Raw genomic sequence first — 13319 nt, 5'->3', positions numbered from 1 at the left:
CTTCTATAAACACTACTCCAAGTTCCTTCTATTATTTTTCCTTCTTATCAAGAACAATACGTACCCCCTTTTGGAAATACATAACTTGCTCTTTCTCACAAACTTGCAGAGCATTTGCTATAAGATGAAAATTGGCGCTTTGAATATTCACAGGCTGATCTGTATTAAATTGGCTTTTAGATAAATCAATATTTGCAGCTATAAATTTTGCAATTATTCCATCTTTCGTTGTAACCGTAAAAGGTTCATTGAATTGTAAATGACTTTTAATATTATCATAAACTCCTCCTTGTGCATCAATAAAAATTTGCCCCTGTCCCTTTGTAGGGACTTCAGCTGTAATATTCTTTAACCCAATAATTCCAGAAGACTTACGATCTTGAAACGCCTTTTCTGCTTTAATCCAGTAAGGCTTATGAAAATTTGTATAACCTTCTAATCTTGGATTAAGCATTGTTAATTGTGCTATTTCCTCTTCTTCATGACTCGAAAGCACCTTATCAAAGGAAAAAGAAATAGAAAAAAATGTGAACCAACAAAAAATTAATGCTATAATCAATGCAAGAAATGGTAAACAAATTTTTAACAAGCGAACTTTACGGGAATGAAAATAGGTTTTTTTTAAAATATTGGTAAAAGATGATTCTATAGAAAAAAATTCATGTTGGTTACGCACAGTCATATTGTTAATTTCCCAGATATTTCGCTTTTTTTATTTATAGAGTTTTTATAAGGCATGTTTTAAATCTTATTTATTGCAATCTTTCTTTTACTGGCTTTATTTTACTTTTAATGATTTATATATTGGAATATGCATATCTTATATATGTAACGTGCATATATGAAACACACAATTATAACAAAAATCTTTTTTCGTATGAAAGAGAGGCTATTTTGGTTAAATCAGAACTTGTACAAATTATTGCTCGTCATAATCCGCATCTTATGCAGCGCGATGCAGAAAATGTTGTGAGTGCTATTTTTGAAAAAATTTCAGCTGCTCTTGCTAATGGTCAACGTGTTGAACTCCGTGGTTTCGGTGCTTTTTCTATAAAAACACGTTCAGCTCGTAATGGTCGCAATCCACGAACAGGTGAAACTGTTATGGTCGAAGAAAAATGGGTTCCCTTTTTCAAAACAGGTAAAGATCTACGTGACCGGCTTAATAAATGAGTAAATCCATGATCATTAAACGCTTTCTCTTAGCGGTTATTTTGGCGCCTATTACAGCTTTTTTGATTGGCTTTATCGTTGCTAATCGCCAAGTTGTTATATTAACGCTTAATCCTTTTCAAAACAATTCTGAACATTTTACTTATCAAGCTCCTCTTTTTGTTTGGCTTTTTACTTTTTTTTGTTTTGGTCTTTTGTTAAGCAGTATAATCAATTGGTTTGCACAATACAAAAACCGTAAAGCCTTAAAAGAAAGCAAAGCTCAAATAGAGAAATTAAAAATATCAATTGCTAATAAATCTAATACGGTAGCACTCTAACAAAATCTTTTCTATAGTGCTCAAAAGATAACAAATCTAAAGATGTTTTCTCTTGTTTCCTGTACATAGTTTAATTACCTTACGGCTCTTAACATCATAAGGACTTCAACGAATATTTAAAATAATCCCTTTTTAGGACAATATATTACGACACTCAATATGCCTGTACAATGTTTCCAACCACACTCTCATAAAGTATACCCACAAGAGAAATTGCCTTTCATTTTAGAAACAGGTGCAAGCACAGATTATGCTTTAATTGATTCTGGGAATGGAAAAAAATTGGAGCGTTATGGTTCCTACCGTATTATTCGGCCAGAAAGTCAAGCGCTATGGCAACCAGCTTTATCACAGAAAAATTGGGCTAATGTTGATGCAATTTTTACAGGTAACCGAGATGAAGAAGGAGTTGGTCGTTGGTATTTTCCTAAAAAGCCTCTTGGTGAAACATGGCCACTTTCTTGGAATGGCTTATCTTTTCTGGGACGTTTTACTTCCTTTCGCCATGTGGGTGTTTTTCCCGAACAAGATGCTCATTGGCGTTCACTAGAAGAACAAATTATTAAAACCAATCGTCCTGTTAAATTATTAAATCTTTTTGGCTATACAGGCATTGCTTCTCTCATTGGTGCACGTTCAGGTGCGATTGTTACCCATGTTGATGCTTCTAAAAAAGCTATCAGTTGGGCAAAAGCTAATCAAGAAAAAGCAGGATTATTAGATCGTCCCATTCGCTGGATATGCGACGATGCAATAAAATTTGTTGAACGTGAATTACGCCGTCAAAAAAGCTACGATTTGATTCTTCTTGATCCTCCTGCTTATGGACGCGGACCTCATAATGAAATTTGGCAATTGTTTGATCACTTACCAGCCATGATTAAAAACTGCCGCAAACTCTTATCGAATAAACCACTTGCTGTTGTTCTCACAGCTTATTCTATTCGTGCTTCCTTTTATACGTTTCATACTTTAATGCGTGATGCATTTATAAATCTTGGTGGTACGATAGAGTCAGGAGAATTGATTTTGCGTGAAGAATCCGCTGGACGAGCTCTTTCTACTTCACTTTTTAGCCGTTGGATTGCTTGAACATGTGTAAACAAAAAACCGGCAAAGTGAAAGAAATTACATCCCTTAGCAATCCTATTATTAAATATTTTAAAGCACTAGACAAAAAGAAAAATCGTAATCGAGAAAATATCTTCATGGCAGAAGGGTTAAAATTAGTCATTGATGCTTTAAATCTTGGTTGGACAATTCACACACTTATCGTTTCTAAAAATTCACTAAGTAATTCCACCATTGAAAATACCGCTGCAAATACTATAGCTAATGGTGGTTTTGTAATTAAAGCCTCACAAAAGGTTCTGGAATCCATTACCCACCGCGATAATCCACAAACGGTTATTGGTATTTTTAAGCAACAATGGCACTCTATTGAAAAAATAATAAGACAAATCGGTGATGTCTATATCGCCCTTGATCGTGTGCGTGATCCTGGAAATCTTGGAACTATCATCCGTACTGTTGATGCAGCAGGAGCCAAAGGAATTATTTTAATTGGAGAGACAACAGATCCCTTTTCACCAGAAACAGTACGTGCAACAATGGGATCTATATTTTCCGTACCACTTTATCGTTGTAATGAAAGTACTTTTTTAAATTGGTCTACACATTTTAAAGGGATGATCGTTGGTACGCACCTTAAAGGATCTGTAGATTACCGCACAATTGATTTTAAAAATGGTCCGATTATACTTTTAATGGGAAATGAACAACAAGGTTTATCAGATGTTCTCGTAAATCACTGCCATAAGCTGGCGCGCATCCCACAATGTGGGCATGCCGATTCACTTAATTTAGCAGTAGCAACAGCTATTATGCTCTATGAAATTCGTCGTTCTTACTTAACTCTTGAAGTCATGCAGGGATAAAAAATGACAAGGAAATCATTGCTCTTTCTTTTTTTCACTTTAATCTTTACAGTGGGACTTGATCAAGCAATCAAATATTGGATTATGCATAGCTTACAATTAGGAGCAGAAATACCGATTTTTTCTTTTATTTCTCTTTATCATGTCCGCAATACTGGCATTGCATTTTCATTCCTTTCTTCCTATCCTCATTGGGGAATTATTGCTCTTACACTCATTATCATTGTTTTTCTTTTATGGTTGTTGAAAAATACTGCAAAAGACAAATTTTTATCGCATTTTGGTATTACCCTTATTATTGGCGGGGCAATTGGTAATCTCATTGATCGTGTTCGTTTTCATTATGTCATAGATTACCTGTTATTTCATATTCGTGATGTTTTTTCTTTTGCCGTTTTCAACCTTGCTGATACTTTTATCACACTTGGTGCTGTTGCTGTTTTAATTGATGAATTTTGTATATGCGCTAAAAAAAAACGTTATTCTAATAACACATCTCTTGAATAAAGAAATTCTGTGATTTTTTTTGATTTTACATTAACAGTTTCTGACCTCTTTCAAAGGCTCTATAGAGCTACATTAGCATAGAAAAGCTCGCTTTTCTGTGTTAGTATATATTAATATATAAATAAAAAAATACACTTTTTCTTAGATCTGTTAAGGTTCTCATGATTATAGGGTATAGATAAAAATTTTTAAAACCTTCTTACAAACACTAAAGATTAATTCTCACAGAAATCGTTATTATAATTAATTAAAACAATAGAGCTCACTCAAAAGAAAGAGAATATTAGAAGCGTTCTTTCCTTTTGAAGGATCGTATATTCACTTTTTTATTTTACAAGCGACTTAGAAAACATTAATCATATTGAATTTTTTTGCTTATCCATTTTATTTTTCTTTAGCCACTAAAATTAACAAAATTTGTACTATCATCATAATACTGTTTTTACATCAATCACATTACACTTCTCTTAATACTCTAGAGAAAAATAACCCTTTATTACTAATTTTTAAACTTTTCTTTTAATAAAAAACTCTTGTAATTTCCAAATAAATCCCCATAATAGAGGGAAGTGTGCTAGAATTCCATTAAGGCTTTGAGAACCTTTGTATTCGCCTAACAAAAAAGGCTTATATTTTAAGAGCATAAAGGAGTATAAGCTTCTTTTAACTCGAGTACCTTAAGGAAACATATGCTAAAGGACTTATATTATGGCTGATTTTAAAAATTTACGTTCGGCATCTATTTCTCATGCCGATGCATCAATTGATCAAGGGTTGCGCAGTTATATGCTGGGCGTTTATAACACAATGGCCATTGGTTTGCTTATTACAGCTGCTGCCGCTTATGCAATCGCGTCATTGGCTACAACAACAGATATGAGTCAAGCTGTAGCCCAAATCAATGGAAGTGTTTATTTAACATCATTTGGTGTGACATTTTATATGTCACCGTTTTCTTATGTTATTATGTTTGCACCGCTTGTAGCTGTATTATTTCTCAGTTTTAAAATTAATACGCTCAGTACTAGTGTTGCGCGCAGCCTCTTTTTTGGTTACGCTACTCTTGTAGGGCTCTCGCTATCGTCTATTATTCTACGTTATACGCCAGAAAGTATTGTACAAACATTTGTTATTACTTCTGCTGCTTTTGGTTCTTTATCACTATACGGTTATACTACAAAACGAGATCTTACAGCTGTAGGTTCATTTTTGTTTATGGGCTTAATTGGTTTAATGCTTGCTACAATTGTGAACATCTTTCTTGGGTCAAGTGCTTTACAATTTGCAATCTCTGTGATTGGTGTTCTCGTTTTTGCTGGTTTAACAGCTTACAATACACAAAACATAAAGTTGATGTATTATGAAGGAGATGGATATGATACTCGCAGTCGTAAAATTATTATGGGTGCATTGAATCTATATCTTGATTTCATTAATATGTTTGTTTTTTTATTGCAATTTCTTGGTTCTAATCGCGATTAATAAAAATTATTATTTAATTTAAAAGCCTTGTTTTCTTAAAAACAAGGCTTTTTTATCTTTTATATAAGTGCTGTCTTTAAATCTATTGACATGATTAAACACTAAAAATAACAAAAAACTAAAATTTTGTTGGCTTATTACATTGATCCAGAAAAAAATTCATAATTCTTTATTAAGAGCAATCTATAATCACTCTGGTTATCATAAAAATGTAATCAACTATAATGATAACTATGATCTTACTATAGCCTCTTATAATGTCCACAAATGTGTTGGTGTTGATAAAACTTTTAATCCTTCTCGTATTGTACGTGTTATCGCTGAATTACAAACAGACATTCTCGCCCTTCAAGAAGCGGATAAGCGTTTTGGTGAACGCACGGGTTTGATTGATCTTCAACTCTTAAAAGCTGAAACAGGATTAATTCCAGTGCCTTTAAAAACTATGTCACCGAATGGCCATGGCTGGCATGGCAATGCTCTTTTTTTGCGTCAAGGATGTGTACATAATATTTCACAAATTACTTTACCTGGTTTTGAACCCCGTGGCGCTATAATTGTAGAATTAAAAATGAAGTCAGGTTTTATTCGTGTTATAGCAACTCACTTTGGTTTGTTACGTCATTCTCGTAATCAGCAAGTTAAAATGCTTCTTGCGCTTCTTAAAAAATATTCTGTTATGCCTACACTTCTCATTGGTGACTTAAATGAATGGCGCAAAGGTAAAGGCTCATCATTAAATTTTTTTTCCCCTTACTTTGATATCACACTTGGTAGCGTACCAAGTTTTCCTTCTCGTTTTCCTTTTTTAGCTCTTGATAGAATTTTTGCTTTTCCTCATCAATTATTGATAAATGTTGAAAACCATTATTCACCACTCGCACGTATTGCCTCTGATCACTTGCCTATTAAAGCATACCTTAACCTTTCAAAAGCAATGTCTACTCTTAAACATAAAATGAATAAAACAAATTAATGTGCCTCATCCCAATTTTGAGCAGCTATAACTTTCACTTCAAGCGGTACAGATAAAGATAATGCTGGCATTGCAGCATTTTCCATAACTTTTTTAATGAGAATCGCTGTTTTTGTACTTTCAGATTTGGGGACTTCGAAAATAAGTTCATCATGGACTTGCAATAACATTTTAGCCGACAATCGTTCTTTTTCTAAAGCATTTTCCATTTGAATCATAGCACGGCGAATAATGTCTGCTGCTGACCCCTGGATTGGCGCATTGATAGCAGCTCGTTCATTAAAAGCACGAATTTGTGGTTTAGCGGTTTTTATTTCAGGATAGTGAATACGACGTCCAAAAATGGTCTCTACATAACCATGATGACGTGCAAATATTTTTGTTCTTTCCATATAATCCTCTATTCCTGGAAATCTTTCAAAATAGAGTTGAATATAATCGCTAGCTTCCTTACGTGAAATTCCCAATTGGCTCGCTAATCCAAAGGGCGAAATGCCATAAATAATACCAAAATTAATAGCTTTTGCACGTCGACGTATTTCTGATGTCATTCCTTCAACTGCAACTCCAAACATTTGGGATGCAGTCATAGCATGAATATCCTGACCTTTTGTAAATGCTTCTTTTAATGCCGTTATATCAGCAACATGAGCAAGAATACGTAATTCAATCTGACTATAATCAGCTGATAATAATAAATACCCTTTTGAAGCAACAAAAGCTTTTCGGATTTTTCGTCCCTCAGCAGTTCGTACTGGAATATTCTGCAGATTAGGTTCTGATGATGATAATCGTCCCGTTAATGTTGTTGCTAGGGAATAATTTGTATGAACACGACCAGTTGTAGGCAAGATATAAGAAGGTAAAGCATCTGTATAGGTAGACTTTAGTTTTGTAAGTTGGCGCCAATCAATAATTTTTCTTGGTAAAATATGGCCTTCAGCAGCTAACTCTTCTAAAGTTTGTGCAGATGTTGACCATTGGCCACTTTTCGTCTTAGCACCACCAAGTAAGCCCATTTTACCAAAAAGGATATCCCCTAGTTGTTTGGGTGAAGCAATATTAAATTTTTCACCAACAAGCTGATAAATTTCCTCTTCCAAATTTAAAGCAGCCTGTGCCAATTCTCCTGAAAGGCGTGATAAAATCTGTCGATCGACAAGAATTCCACGTTCTTCCATTCTTGCGAGAATTTCTATCAATGGACGATCAAGACGTTCATAAATTTTTGTCATCTTTTGTGCAACAAGCTGTGGCTTTAATACTTGCCATAGACGAAGCGTTATATCAGCGTCTTCTGCCGCATATAGTGTAGCTTGTTTCAAATCTACTTGTGCAAAAGAGACTATTTTTCTTCCACTATGAGTCAAATCTTTGTAACTAATTGGCTTATGCCCAAGCCAACGTTTAGATAAAACATCCATACCATGTGTCGAAATTCCAGCCTCTAAAGCATAAGATAAAAGCATTGTATCGTCAAAAGAGCACATTACAATATTGTATTGTTTCATGACTAACCAGTCATATTTTATATTCTGGCCAATTTTTAATACGGCTTGATTTTCCAATATAGGTTTTAAAAGTGCTAAAGCTTTTTGTGTTTCAATTTGTGGAACAATACGCCCACCTCCCAAAAGATTTTCTTCTTCTGCAACATGTTCAAGTGGAACATAGGCTGCTTTCCCAGGTTGTAACGCCAATGAAAAACCAACAAGCTTTGCTTGCATAGGATCAAGAGAAGTTGTTTTTGTATCAAAGGAAAAATAACCTTGCTCTTGCGCTTCTAACAGCCATTCTTTTAGAATTTCCTCATCAAGAATAGTTTTATAGGCATCTCTTGCAATTTTTTGAATAAGAGCTTGATCCTTGCGTTTTTGTGCTAAAATTTGTGGAGAATTCTCAAAAAAATCATGAAATAAAACTGTATTATTTTCTTTGCTACTCAAATCAGTCTTGTACGTAGTTTCTTTCCATTCAATATCTAGCTCTAACGCATCAATAACCGCAGCATCACATGCCGTCTCTTTTGCGACACGACGTGTTAGTGCTGTAAACTCCATAGCTTTCAAAAAAGCGATCAAACGCGGACCGTCTTGTGGTTTCAAAATGAAATGATCTAAGTTTTTATCTACAGGAACATCTGTTTTAAGTTTAACGAGTTCACGAGAAATTTTTGCTTGTTCACTATAAGTTTGAATATTTTCACGTCGCTTTATTTGCTTAACTTCTGTCACGCGTTGCAGTAAAAGATCAAGAGAACCAAACTGATCTAATAATTGTGCTGCAATTTTGGGGCCAATACCTGGAATACCTGGTATATTATCTGTTGGGTCTCCAGTTAAAGCCTGCAAATCAATCATTTTTTCAGGCATTACACCCCATTTTTCTATGACCTCAGAGATACCTATATGCTTATCTTTCATGCTATCATATAAAGACACATGTTTGTTTACTAATTGCATCAAATCTTTATCAGAAGAAATAATCGTTGTTTTTGCTCCAACCTGTGTCGCTAATTGCGCATAGGTAGCAATTAAATCATCTGCTTCAAATCCTTCTTTTTCGATACAAGGCAAATTAAAAGCTTTTGTTGCTTGTCGTATGAGTGCAAACTGAGGAATAAGATCTTCTGGAGGAGCTGCTCGATTGGCTTTATATTGAGGATAAATCTCCTTGCGAAAAGTATTAGATGAATAGTCAAAAATAATAGCAATATGGGTTGGAACAACACCAATAGCGGTATTACGGGCGTCACAGAGTAATTTCCATAGCATGTTACAAAAACCAGCTACGGCTCCTACAGGAAGTCCATCCTTTTTGCGTTTTAAAGGTGGTAGAGCGTGATAAGCACGAAAAATATAGCCTGATCCATCAACCAAAAAAAGATGATCATTTTCTTTCATAACGATTTTATTTCTCCCTTTTCATAAAAAGAAAATACACTTTTATATTTTTATTGATCCTATTTTAAAATCTGTTGGTTTTGCCTCTAAAAAGCCATTTTTTATTGTCATAGGTTTGGAATATCGTTGCATTTTGTGTTCAGTACCTAAAGCTTTTCTTTGCTGTTACGGGATATAATAGCTTTATTTTGTTCCTCCTATGATAGCTGGGGTGCAATGTAGCGATAAGGTCGTTGTGGTGTTCCCCTCCCCACAACGACCGTATTTTTTTAAGAGTTGATAAAAACCCAGAACAATTTTTATTTTAAATAATCTTGAAGTGATTCCATAAAGCTTTGTCACCTATCTTTTTGATTAAATCGGCATGCATATCTTTTTCCTGTTTACTTAATCTTTGAGGCAAAGCTTGGGAGCGTGTTTTTATCGTATAGAAAGCATTTTTGTTATCTTGAACATTCATAACATCACAACTTTCATAATTATCAAAACTAAATATTCCCTGTTTTCCACCAATTAACTCAATATACACATCAGCGAGAATCTCTGCATCAAGTAGAGCCCCGTGAAGAACACGATGACTGTTATCAATTCCAAAGCGTTTACATAAAACATCAAGAGAGTTAGGCCCCATAGGAAATCTGCGCCGTGCTATAGATAATGTATCGATGACATTATCACTATTAATAAGAGGCTTATTAACTCGCTCTAATTCCGCATTAAGAAAACCGATATCAAAATTTGCATTATGAGCAACAATTGTTGCGTCATCAATAAAATCTAAAAGCGCATCGACAATATCATCAAATTTTTTTTCATCTTTTAAGCGTTCATTCGTCAATCCATGAATAGCAACAACTTCATCAGGAATAATAACATCTTGTGGATTTAAATAAACATGAAATCGACGTCCTGTAAGATAACGGTTGATCATTTCTATACAACCGATCTCAATTATGCGGTCACTTTCTTTATTTAATCCCGTTGTTTCAGTATCAAAAATAATTTCACGCATTGTCCTAACTCTTTTAAGAACCATCTTTTAATAGATTTTTTATCACCCGTAAAACTTGTTGACGTGTATTTTCCAAATCTTTTCCCGTATCAATAACAAAATCAGCGTATTTTCGTTTTTGTTTATCGGATAATTGTTTAGCATTAATGATTGAAAATTTTTCTTCGCTCATATTCGGCCGACTCATTGCACGTGCCTTTTGTATTTCTGGTGGAGAAGACACAACAACTATATTATTAACACGACTCTCACTTTTTGTTTCAAAAAGAAGAGGAATATCAAGAACAACTAATTTTTTTTTCTGCTGACGTGCTATGTTAATAAATTCCCTTTCTTTTTCTCGTACCAAAGGATGAATTATTTTTTCTAAAATCTTTAATTTTTTACTGTTATTGACTAAAATTTCAGAAAGTTTTAGACGATTGACTTGACCATTTTTAGTAACACCAGGAAAAGCACGTTCTATAAGAGACACTGTTGGTTCACTGCTATAAAGTTGGTGTACAACCTCATCTGCACTAAAAACAGGAATACCAGCTTGTTTAAAAAAATAAGCAGTTGTTGATTTTCCCATTGCTATTGATCCAGTCAATCCTATAATCTTCATAATTTATCTTCACCTGTGCCTTCTAAGATTGCTTTTCGCAATTGTTTTGTTACCAATGATTTCACTGCAAATCATTGTTCAAAACTAGGAACAACTTAGTATAAAGACATCCTGTCCATCGATTATTTTTATTTGCTTGCTGTAATAGAAATGTCATTAATAGAATATAAAGAGTATTTTTCACAAATGTTATTCGCTTAATTTTATAAAAATCGCAAAAAATTTTTGTTTTAATTTTCATAAATGCTAATGCTTGCCATATTTATAAAATTTCCGAAGTACTCAGCTAAATTTTCTGCATGTTGTTTTATACTATTAAGTAAAAAATTCATTCAAATTTATGTTTTTGAAAGCATACAAAAGAATATTTGCAATCACTATCTGTAAAAATGAACACTGTTTCCGCAAGTCGTCTATGATAAAAGCCGTCAAATTAGCATAAAAACTATAATTACCATGATTTATAACGTAATCTTTTTCTTAAATCATAGTATATTAACAATACCAACAATTGTAATCATCTGATCTTTATAGATTACTAAATGGAAAATATTTTTCTTATATAATAAAGCATTACTTTCACAAAAATTTCTCATTTTTGCAAATAGCAAATATAAGCAAATTTTTTAATTTTCCAAATGTTACTTTTTTTGCAAGAAAATTATAGTAAGCTTATTGTTTGAGCTAAAAATCGTGGATTTTTGGCGATTTTGAATGATAAATCGAATAACTAACAATAAAAATGCACAAACATATTTTCTTTTTACCGTTTTTTATCAAATTAGCTATCAATAATTCCTAAATGACGTAATTTGATTAATAAAGGTAATAAAGGTAAACCAATAATAGTAAAGAAATCCCCTTCGATTTTTTCAAAAAGATGGATTCCTTCTCCTTCAATCTGATAGATTCCTGCGCTTCTTAAAACATCTTTTTTTACACACTTTAAATAATTTTCGATAAATTTTAGTGAGAGAGGACGCACTGTCATATGAGCGCTAAAAACCTCAGACCAAATTTTTTTACCATTTTGAACTAAAGCAATGGCACTATGAAGAGAATGTTTTTTTCCTGATAACATATGTAAACGTTGACGTGCTTCCTCATCATTTTTTACCTTATGAAAAATTTGACCTTCAAAATCGAAAACTTGATCACAACCAATAACGAATGCATCGGGAAAACGACCAGAAACATTTTTTGCCTTCATATTAGCAAGAAAACAACAGAGTTCTTGAGGAGTTTTTATTTTTGCTGTTTTTTCTATTTCTCTCTCATCAAAAGAAGCTCCTTCAACAGAAAAACTTAAACCAGCTCTCTTTAACAACTGAGCGCGATAAGGACTAAGAGATGCTAATATTAATATTTTTTTCATCATATTTTCTTCTCCTTTCCTTCACGAAATTGCGATAAAAGCTCAAAAACTGCTGCAGCTGTTTCTTCAATAGAACGTCTTGTAACATCAATAATAGGCCAACCAAAACGTTCACAAATACGTTTTGTGTAAATAAGTTCTTCAGCTATGCTAATGCGATCAGTGTAGCTTTCAAAAGAAAAACCATCTCCCAAATCTCTATTTTCACGAATATGTGAAATTCTTTCAGCTGAAGCAATAAAACCAACAATTAAGGCGTTCTTTGCTTCAAAAATAGTTTGAGGTAAATTAATTCCCTGAACAAGAGGAACATTAGCAGTTTTAATTCCACGATTTGCTAAGTAAATACTGGTTGGTGTTTTAGAGGTCCTTGAAATACCTATAAGAATTACATCCGCATCTAATAAACTATCTGGAGATTGCCCATCATCATGTTCTATTGTAAAATCTAAAGCTTTAATACGACGAAAATAATCTGCATTAAGTTCATGTTGTGCACTTACACGTAAATTTTTAGGTTTTCCAATATAAGATTGAAAGACATTTAAAATAGGGTCTAATATATCAACACAAGGGACAGATATTTTTGCGCAGGCTTCATCAATCAATTGTTTAATTTCTTTATCAATAATCGTGTAAAGAACAATTCCTGGTTCTTTTTCTATCTCATTAATGACTCGCTGCAACTGCATTTTACTGCGAATCATTGGATAAACATGTTCTATAACTTTTCTTATTTTATACTGCGATGCTACAGCTCTTCCAGCAGAAATTAATGTTTCTCCCGTCGCATCAGAAATCATATACAAATGAAATTTTTTTTCACCCACAGAAAATTTAATCCTTTGTTAATCAGTGTGTATAAAATTTTATAAATTTTAAAAAGCTAAAATTTAGAAATTTATTATTATTATTATGCACAAATTTAAAAACAATAATAAATAAATTTATCTTATTGAAAAAAACAAGGATAATATCTTTAAACAGTTATTTATTATTGTTTTTTTTTCTTTTTCCTTGTTGATAA

Annotated in this window: 13 protein-coding genes; 7 read left to right on the top strand and 6 right to left on the bottom strand. The window is 33.1% G+C overall.

Annotation, left to right across the window (positions count from 1 at the left end; genetic code table 11):
* Positions 1 to 31: 31 nt before the first annotated feature.
* On the bottom strand, positions 32 to 682 hold the full coding sequence (lptC, locus tag BA1379B_RS06175; protein ID WP_078673443.1) for an LPS export ABC transporter periplasmic protein LptC: 651 nt from the start codon (positions 680 to 682) through the stop codon (positions 32 to 34).
* A gap of 212 nt (positions 683 to 894) precedes the next feature.
* Here lptC and BA1379B_RS06170 point away from each other — a divergent pair, with 212 nt between their 5' ends.
* From BA1379B_RS06170 to BA1379B_RS06140, 7 genes are all read left to right on the top strand, one after another.
* Complete coding sequence (locus BA1379B_RS06170) at positions 895 to 1173, top strand: integration host factor subunit beta (protein WP_035006398.1); 279 nt, start codon at positions 895 to 897, stop codon at positions 1171 to 1173.
* Positions 1174 to 1181: 8 nt separating this feature from the next.
* Positions 1182 to 1493, top strand: a complete 312-nt coding sequence (locus BA1379B_RS06165; RefSeq protein ID WP_035006399.1) for a LapA family protein — start codon at positions 1182 to 1184, stop codon at positions 1491 to 1493.
* A gap of 159 nt (positions 1494 to 1652) precedes the next feature.
* Positions 1653 to 2585 (top strand): class I SAM-dependent methyltransferase, encoded by a 933-nt coding sequence (locus BA1379B_RS06160; RefSeq protein WP_078673441.1) that lies wholly within the window; start codon positions 1653 to 1655, stop codon positions 2583 to 2585.
* A gap of 2 nt (positions 2586 to 2587) precedes the next feature.
* The gene (locus BA1379B_RS06155) at positions 2588 to 3430 is read left to right on the top strand and encodes a TrmH family RNA methyltransferase (RefSeq protein WP_078673440.1); all 843 of its coding nucleotides are present in this window, start codon (positions 2588 to 2590) and stop codon (positions 3428 to 3430) included.
* A gap of 3 nt (positions 3431 to 3433) precedes the next feature.
* Positions 3434 to 3937, top strand: a complete 504-nt coding sequence (gene lspA, locus BA1379B_RS06150) for a signal peptidase II (RefSeq protein WP_078673439.1) — start codon at positions 3434 to 3436, stop codon at positions 3935 to 3937.
* A 708-nt stretch (positions 3938 to 4645) separates the two neighbouring features.
* Positions 4646 to 5419 carry a Bax inhibitor-1/YccA family protein gene (locus tag BA1379B_RS06145; protein ID WP_035006403.1) on the top strand — a complete coding sequence of 258 codons (774 nt, stop codon included), beginning with the start codon at positions 4646 to 4648 and terminating at the stop codon, positions 5417 to 5419.
* Positions 5420 to 5561: 142 nt separating this feature from the next.
* The gene (locus BA1379B_RS06140) at positions 5562 to 6395 is read left to right on the top strand and encodes an endonuclease/exonuclease/phosphatase family protein (RefSeq protein WP_371441540.1); all 834 of its coding nucleotides are present in this window, start codon (positions 5562 to 5564) and stop codon (positions 6393 to 6395) included.
* Here BA1379B_RS06140 and polA read toward each other — a convergent pair.
* The 5 genes from polA to BA1379B_RS06115 all read right to left on the bottom strand — a co-directional run bounded on the left by polA (position 6392) and on the right by BA1379B_RS06115 (position 13122).
* Positions 6392 to 9298 (bottom strand): DNA polymerase I, encoded by a 2907-nt coding sequence (polA, locus tag BA1379B_RS06135; RefSeq protein ID WP_078692512.1) that lies wholly within the window; start codon positions 9296 to 9298, stop codon positions 6392 to 6394. The genes BA1379B_RS06140 and polA overlap by 4 nt on opposite strands.
* Before the next feature lie 304 nt (positions 9299 to 9602).
* On the bottom strand, positions 9603 to 10310 hold the full coding sequence (gene dnaQ / locus BA1379B_RS06130; protein ID WP_035006406.1) for a DNA polymerase III subunit epsilon: 708 nt from the start codon (positions 10308 to 10310) through the stop codon (positions 9603 to 9605).
* A gap of 13 nt (positions 10311 to 10323) precedes the next feature.
* Positions 10324 to 10917, bottom strand: a complete 594-nt coding sequence (coaE, locus tag BA1379B_RS06125; RefSeq protein ID WP_078692511.1) for a dephospho-CoA kinase — start codon at positions 10915 to 10917, stop codon at positions 10324 to 10326.
* A 781-nt stretch (positions 10918 to 11698) separates the two neighbouring features.
* Positions 11699 to 12295 (bottom strand): Maf family nucleotide pyrophosphatase, encoded by a 597-nt coding sequence (locus tag BA1379B_RS06120; protein WP_035006409.1) that lies wholly within the window; start codon positions 12293 to 12295, stop codon positions 11699 to 11701.
* Positions 12292 to 13122 carry a pyruvate, water dikinase regulatory protein gene (locus BA1379B_RS06115; RefSeq protein ID WP_257787860.1) on the bottom strand — a complete coding sequence of 277 codons (831 nt, stop codon included), beginning with the start codon at positions 13120 to 13122 and terminating at the stop codon, positions 12292 to 12294. Before BA1379B_RS06115 ends, BA1379B_RS06120 begins: the two co-directional genes overlap by 4 nt.
* Between the last annotated feature and the right edge of the window lie 197 nt (positions 13123 to 13319).

It is taken from the genome of Bartonella sp. A1379B (assembly GCF_002022485.1).
GTDB classification, from domain to species: Bacteria; Pseudomonadota; Alphaproteobacteria; order Rhizobiales; family Rhizobiaceae; genus Bartonella; species Bartonella rochalimae.
Note: the sequence above shows the minus strand (reverse complement) of the source record. Positions and strands in the feature narration are given on the sequence as shown.

Excerpts from the sequence above, each read along its gene's own strand:
- BA1379B_RS06145 (WP_035006403.1), top strand. The coding sequence starts at position 4,646 with ATGGCTGATTTTAAAAATTTACGTTCGGCATCTATTTCTCATGCCGAT.
- polA (WP_078692512.1), bottom strand. The coding sequence starts at position 9,298 with ATGAAAGAAAATGATCATCTTTTTTTGGTTGATGGATCAGGCTATATT.
- lptC (WP_078673443.1), bottom strand. The coding sequence starts at position 682 with ATGACTGTGCGTAACCAACATGAATTTTTTTCTATAGAATCATCTTTT.
- coaE (WP_078692511.1), bottom strand. The coding sequence starts at position 10,917 with ATGAAGATTATAGGATTGACTGGATCAATAGCAATGGGAAAATCAACA.
- BA1379B_RS06165 (WP_035006399.1), top strand. The coding sequence starts at position 1,182 with ATGATCATTAAACGCTTTCTCTTAGCGGTTATTTTGGCGCCTATTACA.
- BA1379B_RS06120 (WP_035006409.1), bottom strand. The coding sequence starts at position 12,295 with ATGATGAAAAAAATATTAATATTAGCATCTCTTAGTCCTTATCGCGCT.
- dnaQ (WP_035006406.1), bottom strand. The coding sequence starts at position 10,310 with ATGCGTGAAATTATTTTTGATACTGAAACAACGGGATTAAATAAAGAA.
- lspA (WP_078673439.1), top strand. The coding sequence starts at position 3,434 with ATGACAAGGAAATCATTGCTCTTTCTTTTTTTCACTTTAATCTTTACA.
- BA1379B_RS06160 (WP_078673441.1), top strand. The coding sequence starts at position 1,653 with ATGCCTGTACAATGTTTCCAACCACACTCTCATAAAGTATACCCACAA.
- BA1379B_RS06155 (WP_078673440.1), top strand. The coding sequence starts at position 2,588 with ATGTGTAAACAAAAAACCGGCAAAGTGAAAGAAATTACATCCCTTAGC.